The 8681-nt window shown below is 60.2% G+C and carries 9 protein-coding genes; 2 read left to right on the forward strand and 7 right to left on the reverse strand.

The window, feature by feature from the left end:
* Window positions 1-52: 52 nt before the first annotated feature.
* The 7 genes from phoU to tatA all read right to left on the reverse strand — a co-directional run bounded on the left by phoU (window position 53) and on the right by tatA (window position 7357).
* Window positions 53-724: a phosphate signaling complex protein PhoU gene (gene phoU / locus OBACDRAFT_RS22785; protein WP_043589248.1), complete on the reverse strand. Its 672-nt coding sequence runs from the start codon at window positions 722-724 to the stop codon at window positions 53-55.
* Window positions 725-903: 179 nt separating this feature from the next.
* Window positions 904-1755, reverse strand: a complete 852-nt coding sequence (gene pstB / locus OBACDRAFT_RS22790; RefSeq protein WP_043589282.1) for a phosphate ABC transporter ATP-binding protein PstB — start codon at window positions 1753-1755, stop codon at window positions 904-906.
* A gap of 53 nt (window positions 1756-1808) precedes the next feature.
* Entirely contained in the window at window positions 1809-2876 is a 1068-nt protein-coding gene (pstA, locus tag OBACDRAFT_RS22795) for a phosphate ABC transporter permease PstA (protein WP_043589249.1), read from the reverse strand.
* A gap of 10 nt (window positions 2877-2886) precedes the next feature.
* Window positions 2887-4509 (reverse strand): phosphate ABC transporter permease subunit PstC, encoded by a 1623-nt coding sequence (gene pstC, locus OBACDRAFT_RS22800; RefSeq protein WP_043589250.1) that lies wholly within the window; start codon window positions 4507-4509, stop codon window positions 2887-2889.
* Between the two features lie 150 nt (window positions 4510-4659).
* On the reverse strand, window positions 4660-5487 hold the full coding sequence (locus OBACDRAFT_RS22805) for a phosphate ABC transporter substrate-binding protein (protein WP_043589252.1): 828 nt from the start codon (window positions 5485-5487) through the stop codon (window positions 4660-4662).
* A gap of 49 nt (window positions 5488-5536) precedes the next feature.
* A complete protein-coding gene (locus OBACDRAFT_RS22810; protein ID WP_043589253.1) occupies window positions 5537-6850 on the reverse strand; it encodes a porin in 1314 nt (437 codons plus the stop codon).
* Between the two features lie 219 nt (window positions 6851-7069).
* Window positions 7070-7357 carry a twin-arginine translocase TatA/TatE family subunit gene (gene tatA, locus OBACDRAFT_RS22815; RefSeq protein ID WP_043589254.1) on the reverse strand — a complete coding sequence of 96 codons (288 nt, stop codon included), beginning with the start codon at window positions 7355-7357 and terminating at the stop codon, window positions 7070-7072.
* 184 nt (window positions 7358-7541) lie between these two features.
* On the opposite strand from tatA, the gene pgsA reads away from it, so the two are divergent.
* Window positions 7542-8150, forward strand: coding sequence for a CDP-diacylglycerol--glycerol-3-phosphate 3-phosphatidyltransferase (gene pgsA / locus OBACDRAFT_RS22820; protein WP_043589255.1), 609 nt, complete (start codon window positions 7542-7544; stop codon window positions 8148-8150).
* Window positions 8150-8680: a phosphatidylglycerophosphatase A family protein gene (locus OBACDRAFT_RS22825; RefSeq protein WP_052362401.1), complete on the forward strand. Its 531-nt coding sequence runs from the start codon at window positions 8150-8152 to the stop codon at window positions 8678-8680. The genes pgsA and OBACDRAFT_RS22825 overlap by 1 nt, the downstream gene beginning before the upstream one ends.
* The last annotated feature ends 1 nt before the right edge of the window (window position 8681 follow it).

Genomic DNA, 8681 nt, shown 5'->3' on the forward strand with positions numbered 1-8681 from the left:
ATCCACACAATTCTGAACGGCTGCGCCGAAATCCCCTAATGCCAACGGAACCTTACTTTTTCTTGAGTTCGACGTCGTGGCGGATGTCGCGGGCCTGGGTGAGGAATACCATCTCCTCGGCGATGTTGGTCGCGTGATCGGCTATCCGCTCGATGGATTTGGAGATAAACATCAACTCAAGGGCGCGCGTGATCGTGTCGGGGCGCTCAATCATGAAACTGCTCAGTTCGCGGTAAACTTGCTTGTTGAGGCGGTCCACTTCCTCGTCGCGTTTGATGATTTCGATGGGGCGCTCCGGGTCGCCGGTATTGAGGAAACAATCGAGGGAGTCGCGCAGCATCGTGGTCGCAAGGGCGGCCATGCGTGGAATGTCCACGTAGGGCTTGAGAGGGGCTTCGAGGGCGAGTTTTTTGACGCGCTTGGCGATGTTGGAAGCCTCGTCGCCCACGCGTTCGAGATCGTGCGAGGCCTTCATGCCGACAATGACAAGACGCAGTTCGCTGGCAATGGGAGCGCGCAGGTTCATGTAGCGGATGGCCTCGTTGTCGATTTCGATTTCGAGGTGATCGAGTTCGTCGTCAGCCGAGATGACCTTGCGGGCGAGTTCGATGTCGGCGTCAACCAGCGCTTTTATCGCCTGGTTTACCTGGCGGATGGCGAGTTCACCCATGAGCAACAGGTGCGAGCGGAAGGACTCGAGTTCGGTGTCGAAGAAGCGTTTCATTTAAAAAGTTTTTCGGTTTATTTTGTCTCACGCAGAGACGCGGAGAACGCAGAGACGGAAAAATACAATGTTTGTAATTCATTTATAATTAGCAATCTGTGTTTTCTCCGCGCCTCCGCGTCTCTGCGTGAGTTCTTAAATCTAGTGTGCATTAGTGGTTAAATATATTTTCGTTTTTTTCAGCCGAAGCGACCGGAGACGTAGGCTTCGGTCTGGGGGTTGGAAGGGTTCATGAAGATGGTGTGGGTGTCGGCGTATTCGATGAGGCGGCCCATGTAGAAAAAGGCGGTTTTGTCGGAGCAACGGGCCGCCTGTTGCATGGAGTGCGTAACAATGATGATGGTGTAGGAATCCTTCAAGTGGTGGATCAATTCTTCGACCTTGGCGGTGGCGATGGGATCGAGCGCGGAACAGGGTTCATCCATGAGAATGACGTCGGGCTCAACGGCGATGGCGCGCGCGATGCAGAGGCGTTGTTGTTGTCCGCCGGAAAGGCCGAGTCCGCTTTCGTGAAGGCGGTCTTTCACCTCGTCCCAGAGGGCTGCGCCGCGCAGGGAACGCTCCACGATTTCATCGAGTTTGCCTTTTTGTTTCATGCCTTGGATGCGAAGGCCGTAAGTGATGTTTTCGTAGATGGACTTGGGGAATGGGTTCGATTTCTGAAAAACCATGCCGACGCGCTTGCGCAGTTCGATGGGATCGACATCGGGGCCGTGGATGTCGTGGCCGCGGATTTTTATGGAGCCGGCGCCGATGCGGGTGCCGGCGATGAGGTCGTTCATGCGGTTGAGGCAGCGCAGGAGCGTGGATTTGCCGCATCCGGAGGGACCGATGAGAGCGGTGACGCGCTTCTCCTCCACGCGCAGGTTGATGTCGAAGAGGGCTTGTTTGGCGTCGTAGTAAAAATCCAGGTGTTCGACGTCGATCAACGTCTCGGCGGGGGTCGTGATGCGCGGTTTTGGCGGCTGGATGGCCGGGCGACTGCCGGTGGCAACCGCGGGCGGCGTGGTGGTGGCGGAGGAGGGTTCCATGAGTGCTGAAAATTTGGATGCCGCGGTCGAAAGACCGGCGGCGGGTGCGGTGTTTACCATTGGTAGCGGCGGCGGAGCTTGTTGCGAAGAACGATCGAGGTGGTGGCGATCAGGGCGACGAGAAGCAGGAACACAAGAGCGGTGCCGTACTGGACGCGCTGGGTGTGGTCGTTCTGCGGGATTTTGGAGGAGACGACGTAAATGTGGTAGGGCAGTGCCATGACGCCTTGATAGAAGAAGTCGCCGATTTTCTCAACATCCCACGGCAGCTTGTCGCGGACGACATAGGCGGCGGTGAACATGATCGGCGCGGTTTCCCCGGCGACGCGGGCGATGCCAAGGATGGACGAGGTGAGGATTCCGGGTAGTGCGTAGGGCAATACATTGGTGCGGATGGCCTGCCACTTGGTGGCGCCGAGCGCGAGGGCACCTTCGCGGAAGCCGCGCGGCACGGCCTTGAGCGCCTCCTCGGAGGCGGTGATGACGACGGGCAGCACCATGAAGGCGAGCGTGAACCAGCCGGCGAGAAGCGAGACGTTCCAGCCGAAGAAGATGACGAAGAGGCCGAAACCAAAGAGGCCGAATACGATGGAGGGAACGCCGGCGAGGTTGAGGATGGCGAGGCGGATGAAACGCACGAAACGTCCATCCCGCGCATATTCGCTGAGGTAAATCGCGCTGCACACGCCAAGGATGAGGGCGATGGTCATGGAGCCGACCGTGAGCAACAGGGTGCCGACAATGCAGGGCCAGATGCCGCCGGCGGAATAAACGTAGGTCTCGGTCGTGAGGGGGGGGGAGGACGGGTCGGTGGCGGCGCGGGAGGTGGTGAATTCACGAAACTCGCGGTCGCCCATTTCGTGTTTCTCGCCATTGAGTTCGAAGACGTGAAGCGTCTCGGGCGCTTCCATGAGGAACGTGTTGGTGAAGTAGGGAAATGTGTCGGTGGTCTTGAACGCGCTCGTGAGGGTGCCGGTTCCCTTGACGAGGATGTCACCAAAGATGAGCAGGCCGCAAAGAAGCACGGCGTAGGTGGCGCAGCGGAAGACCCAGAAGAGTCCGCGCTCGACGGTGCGCAGGGGACCGGGTTTGGAGGAGAAGGGATTGGGCGCAGGTGTCATTTGACGAGGATCAGCCGATGCTGATGCGGTATTTGCGGACGATTTTTTGCGCGAGGAAATTGATGAGGAGCGCGAGGAAGAAGAGAACTATCCCGACCACGAAGAGCGCCCGGTAGTGGATGCTGCCGCGAACGACTTCACCCATTTCCTGCGCGATGATGCCGGTCATGGTGTGTACCGGCTGCGTGACTACGCCGAGTCCGGAGGTGAAGTCGGGGATGGCGATGCGGTTGCCGGCGCAAAGGAGCACGACCATCGTCTCGCCGATAACGCGGCCAAAGCCAAGGAGCGTGGCCGAGATGATGCCGGAAAGCGAGGCGGGCACGATGATGCGGAGGATGGTTTGCAGTCGCGTGGCGCCGAGCGCGAAGGAAGCTTCCTTGAAGGCGCGGGGCACGTTGTTGAGCGCGTCTTCGGCGAGCGTGAAGATCGTGGGCACGGCAATGAGTCCGAGGAGACATCCGGCTGTGAGGGCGTTGAGCCGCTCGGAAAAGGGGAAGCCGGGCACCCAGTCGAGCCAGGTGACGCCGGAGAGGGTGCGCAGGAGTTGCCCGAGGACGGCGATGCCGAAAAAGCCGAGCACAACGGAAGGGATGGCGGAGATGAATTCGATGGCGGGCTTGACGATGCGTTGTTCGCGAAGGGTGGCGATTTGGTTGATGTAAATTGCCGCCCCCACGCCAAAGGGCACCGCAAGGACGAGAGCGATGGCGGAGACGAGCAGGGAACCGGTGAAGAGAGGCAGGATGCCATACCAATCCTGCCAGAAACTGGCCGTCAGCCATTGCCGGCCGGTGATGAAGGTCACGATGGATTTCCACGCCGGGATGGGCGCGGCGACGTTCCAGGCTTCGAGGTTTTGCAGGATGGCGGGAATGCCGTCGAGATATTGGCTGGTGAGTGTAGCAAGACGCTGGATACGCTGGTCGAGGGCGGGCGAGGACATCGAGGGCGGGCTGGCGACGACTTCGCGGAGCCGGGTGGCAAGTTCCGCCGTGGCGTCTTTGAAGGCGGGAAGCGCGGCGGTGAGGTGAGCGGACTCGGCGGCGAAGTCGATCGTCTCGATTTTGATGGCGGCGGCTTCGTCATGCCGTCCGGCGGCGATGAGTTGCTCCCGTTCGGTGATGCGGTCGGCGTTGGTGAGGTAACGGGTTTTGGTGGCGGTGGCCACATCGACGAGGTCGGAGGTGACGCTGCGGACGGGGTCGATGGTGTCGGAAAACCGGCTGGCAAAATCGTCAAAGGGCGCGAGGCGGGTGTTGATGTCGGCAAGCGAAAGCGCGGTTCGCGTGGAGGTGGGCGTGCTCAATTCGCGGACGGCCTGCATGCGCACGTCGTTGAGGTAGCGAGTGAGGGCGGTGTGCGCGTGCTCCACGGCGCGCATTTCGTCCACGTATTCGAGACCGGCCTGACGATAGATGCGCAGGTTGTCCCGGTTTTGGGTGAAAAACTCCGCGCCTTCACGAAAGAGAAACAGGGTGATGAGCGCGAGCACGACCACGGCCATGATCGCGTTGCCTCCAAAAAAGCCCTGGATGCACTCGTCGAGCGTAAGACCGAAAAGGCGCGTGCGCGGTTTGCAAATGTCAAAGGCTCGCGGGACGGCAACGGGGGGGGGGGGGGGAGGGGACATGCGGCGGATTGGATACGGTAGGGAGGACTCTCCGAGTCCTCCGTCGGGTGCGATTGGTTGTTTCGAATTACGCTGGTATTCGGGACTGGGTGACGGAGGCCTCGGAGAGGCCTCCCTACCGTGTGGTGGCGCGGACGTTCCTGGTTGTAGTTACTTCACCGGTACGAACCCGATCTTCTCGGCGATCTTCTGACCTTGCTCGCCGAGGGTGAACTCGACGAACTTCGCCGCTTCACCCGCAGGCTCCCCGTTCGTGTAGTAGAACGTGGGGCGGGCATAGGGATACTTCTTGGTGAGAACCTCTTCCTTGTTGGGCGTGTGGCCTTCGATGGAGACGACCTTGATGCCGGGAGCCTTGATGTAGGCGAGGCCGACATAGCCGATGCCGTTGGCGTTGCGGGCGACTTCGGCGACGATCTGCTCGTTGCCGGCCATCTTTTGCGAAGAGGGAGCATAGTCGCGTTTCTTCATGGCGAGTTCCTTCCAGTCGGAATAGGTGCCGGAGGAGGTGTTGCGCGTGTAGATTGAGATCTTGCCGGGCGTGCCGCCGACGGCGGACCAGTCGGTGACGTCGCCAGTGAAGATTTGCTCGACCTGACGCTTGTTGAGGGCGCTGACGGGGCTCTTTTCGTTCACAATGACGGCGATGCCGTCGTAGGCGACGATGATGGGCTTGAGTGTGACGCCCTTGGCGCTGGCTCCAGTGACTTCGGTGGCCTTGGCGCGGCGGGAGGACATGCCGATCTGGGCGGTGCCGTCGATGATGGCGGCAATGCCGGTGGTGGAGCCTTCGGCGGCGATCTCGAAGGAGACGCCGGGGTGGCTGGCCTTGTATTCCTCGGCGAGCATGGGCACGAGCTTGGCGCCGAGTGTGTCGGAGCCTTTGATGACGAGCTTTTGCGCGGAGGCGGTCGCCACGCCGGAGGCGAGAGCGAGCGCGGCGAGAGCGGCGCTGAGGAGTGTGCGTGATGTTTTCATAATTGGTTTATTTGTTTTCCAGTCGTAGTTGTTTTTATGTTACACGGCTTCAGAAGTTGACCTGGAGCTGGGTGCGGATGCCGTTGATGGTTTCGTCCTGGCCGCTGGCGCCGGCGAAGTCGCCGCTGGTCTTGCCGCCGACGTAACCGAACTGGAGTTTCACGTCGTTGCCTTGGAAGTAGTAGTTCAGACCGGCGTAGTATTCCTCCATCTTGTCGCGGCGTCCGGTGGCGGGGCCGTATTTGATGCCGTCTGAGGCGGTGATGCCGCGTCCGTCGGTATCGACATGGCTGTAACGGAGGACGAGTTCGAGTTTGTCAGTGAGCATGTAGGAGGGCTGTATCCAGAATCCCCACGGCGAGGCGTCGTCGCCATTGCGCGCACCGTTCTCGACTTTGGCGGCGAGGATTTCACCGGCGAGGGTGAAGCGTCCGATGTTGGTCGTGCCGTAGAGTGAGCCGAGGGCGAGATCGCCACCGGTGCCGCGTCCGAAGGGAGCGGCGGAGGCAAAGCCGCCTTGGTCGGGCAGGTAGCCGAGAGCGGCGCCGACAGTGTAGCTGCCGCCGGAGAATTTACCGCTGTAACCGCCGTTGATCCAGAAGGCGGGCGAGGCATCGGTGTAGTCGCTGTCGTCGATGATGTCGTTGCCGGAGTTGCCGCCGGTGTCCACGCGCTCGGCGTTGGTGATGGCTGCGCCGTAGAAGATGCCGGTGCTTTTGCCTGCGGCGGCGTCAGGATTGAAATCGGAGAAGGCACCGAGGCGATAGCTGGCGGCACCGAGGCGGCGTCCGTTGTTTTCTTCAACGAAATAACGCGTAACGGCGGAGCGTTCGATGGCCTTGAGGCTGCCGGAGGAGGTGAACTCTTCGTAACCGAGGGCGACTTTGCGAAGGCCGAAGGTGAGGTCGAGGTTCTGGTCGATGAAATCGCCGCTCCAAGTGATGAAGGCTTTGTCGAAGCCGCCGTCGCCGGCGAAGTCGTAGTTGACCGCGGCGGACCAGTTCGGGCCGAGTTTGGCGCTGGCACCGAGATAGATGCGGCGGAGGGCGAAGCCGTCGTTGGCGTTTTTGCCGGAGTCGCTGTTGTCCAGCGCGGCGTATTGGACTTGCACGCGTCCGCTAATGGCGAGCGCCGTGGTGGACTTGCCTCCGGAGACGGTGGAGAGCATCGCGGTGTGGGCCTCTTTGGTGAGGTCCACGCGGATTTCTTCGGCCTCCTGGTCGGTGAGAATGCCTTTGCGAACAAGGGCGTCGAGCAGCGCGCCACTGTCTTGCGCGCTGGCCGGTGTGACGGCAACCGTGATGACGGCGGCGAGGGAGACGCTTGCGAGAAGCGCAATCCGTTTGATGAGGGTGGTATCCATTGTTGTGTGCGTGGATGCGTTATTGGTTGTGGTTTACCGCCAGCCCCGGTCCTGCCGCGGCTGGCTTGCACACATTCTGGCCCGCCAATGTTACGATCTCGTGGCGGAATTGTTACGATAGGGTGATATGAAGGAAAAATCAGGGCGCAAAAAAAGCCGGTCCCCTCTTTGCAGAGGAGGACCGGCGCCTTGTCACCATCAACTACTTCGTGAAGTCCGTCAGTTGTCGGACGGTGATTTCTGGGTGGTTTTGGCGGCCAGCTTTTGCGACCCGGATTCCGAGGACACCGTTTTTGTTGAGGAGGATTTTGTCTGTTCGTCGTCCTCATCTTTTTCGTCATCGGACTCCTGCGCCTTCTTGAATTCCTTGATCGATTGCCCAAGTCCCCGGGCTAGTTTTGGCAGTTTGGCGCCGCCAAATAGCAGCAGGACAATCAGCATGATTACGACCAGTTCGGGCGCACCCAAACCAAGAACCCCGAGTGGCAGGGAGGAAAAAAGAGTCATGCGCGCACCGTAAACCGGAGACTCCGGGAGTAAAGTGGGAAACTCATTTTAGGCGGCGGGGAGCTGGTTTTTCGCCCTTTGCCACTTACGGGAAAATGCCACTTCCGCTCTTGCAAAGGTTTTTGACGGATACTCAGTTTCCTAACTTTCCGTTTCGTCGCGCCTCGGCGCCTCTTTTTCCATCGTGCTCAATCTTCCAAATTTGCTTACGCTCTCGCGCGTGCCGCTGACGTTCATTGTGGTGGCTCTCATGTACCAGTCCTGGCATGGAGCCGCGACGCTGGCGTTTGTGCTGTTTCTTGGAGCGGGAATCAGCGACTGGCTGGATGGTCACATCGCGCGAAAACAGGGTATCGTGTCCAATTTTGGCAAATTCATGGATGCGTTGACGGACAAGATTTTCGTCATCGGCCTGATGGTCGCCTTCGTCGCCATTTACCATAATCCAATCTGGATCGTGCTGGCGCTGATCACGCTGTGCCGCGAGTTCATGGTGTCGGGCATGCGCATGCTGGCCTCCTCCAAAGGCGTGGTGGTGGCGGCGGACCGGGGGGGGAAGGCCAAAACCGTCACCCAGCTTATTGCCATCGGCTTCCTGCTGGCGGCACCGGTCATCAGCATCGACATCGCCCGACTGGGACACTGGGATCTGACCGAATTTGCCGCCTGGGTCCACAAGGTAGGCATGGCGGGCTTCGTCATCGGCACGATTCTCACGGTGTGGTCCGGCTATCGTTATTTCCGCAACAACTGGGCGCTGATCGCCGACGAACCCGTGAAGTCGTCGTCATGATGAGCCCCAATACCGTGGATCCCGGACACCCTTTGTGGCCGCGTTTTCTGCCGACGCGTATCGTCATGGCCCTGGCAAAAATCGGCCCTGTGGGCAACGCGCGCCGCGCGCCGGGCACCTGGGGATCGTTGGCCGGCATGATTTACAGCGTGGTGGTGTTTTATGACATGAATCCGATGTGGTTCGCCCTTACCGCCCTGATCGGACTTTACGTGGCGGTGGGCATTTGCGGCGAGGCGGAGTTGCGACTGGGACAACGTGACCCGGGATGCGTGGTGCTGGATGAGTTCATGGCCATGCCCTTGTGCTATATCGGCTGGCACTCGCTGCCCGCGCTCTGGGTCAACCAGGCTCCGTGGGCGATCTTTCTGGGTGGTTTTGTGCTGTTCAGGATTTTTGACATCGCAAAGCCCTTCGGTATCGCACGGCTGCAAAAACTCCCCGCCGGCTGGGGCGTGGTGATCGACGATGTGGCCGCCGCGCTTGCCGCCTGCGCCGTGCTACATGGCATCGGTGCGTTCTTCCGTTGAC

The sequence above is a fragment of the Geminisphaera colitermitum TAV2 genome, assembly GCF_000171235.2.
In the GTDB taxonomy this organism is placed as follows: Bacteria; Verrucomicrobiota; Verrucomicrobiia; order Opitutales; family Opitutaceae; genus Geminisphaera; species Geminisphaera colitermitum.

Bases quoted from the DNA above. Each gene is read 5' to 3' on its own strand.
- OBACDRAFT_RS22810 (WP_043589253.1), bottom strand. From the start codon at position 6,850: ATGGATACCACCCTCATCAAACGGATTGCGCTTCTCGCAAGCGTCTCC.
- pstC (WP_043589250.1), bottom strand. From the start codon at position 4,509: ATGTCCCCTCCCCCCCCCCCCCCCGTTGCCGTCCCGCGAGCCTTTGAC.
- pstB (WP_043589282.1), bottom strand. From the start codon at position 1,755: ATGGAACCCTCCTCCGCCACCACCACGCCGCCCGCGGTTGCCACCGGC.
- pstA (WP_043589249.1), bottom strand. From the start codon at position 2,876: ATGACACCTGCGCCCAATCCCTTCTCCTCCAAACCCGGTCCCCTGCGC.
- tatA (WP_043589254.1), bottom strand. From the start codon at position 7,357: ATGACTCTTTTTTCCTCCCTGCCACTCGGGGTTCTTGGTTTGGGTGCG.
- OBACDRAFT_RS22805 (WP_043589252.1), bottom strand. From the start codon at position 5,487: ATGAAAACATCACGCACACTCCTCAGCGCCGCTCTCGCCGCGCTCGCT.
- OBACDRAFT_RS22825 (WP_052362401.1), top strand. From the start codon at position 8,150: ATGAGCCCCAATACCGTGGATCCCGGACACCCTTTGTGGCCGCGTTTT.
- phoU (WP_043589248.1), bottom strand. From the start codon at position 724: ATGAAACGCTTCTTCGACACCGAACTCGAGTCCTTCCGCTCGCACCTG.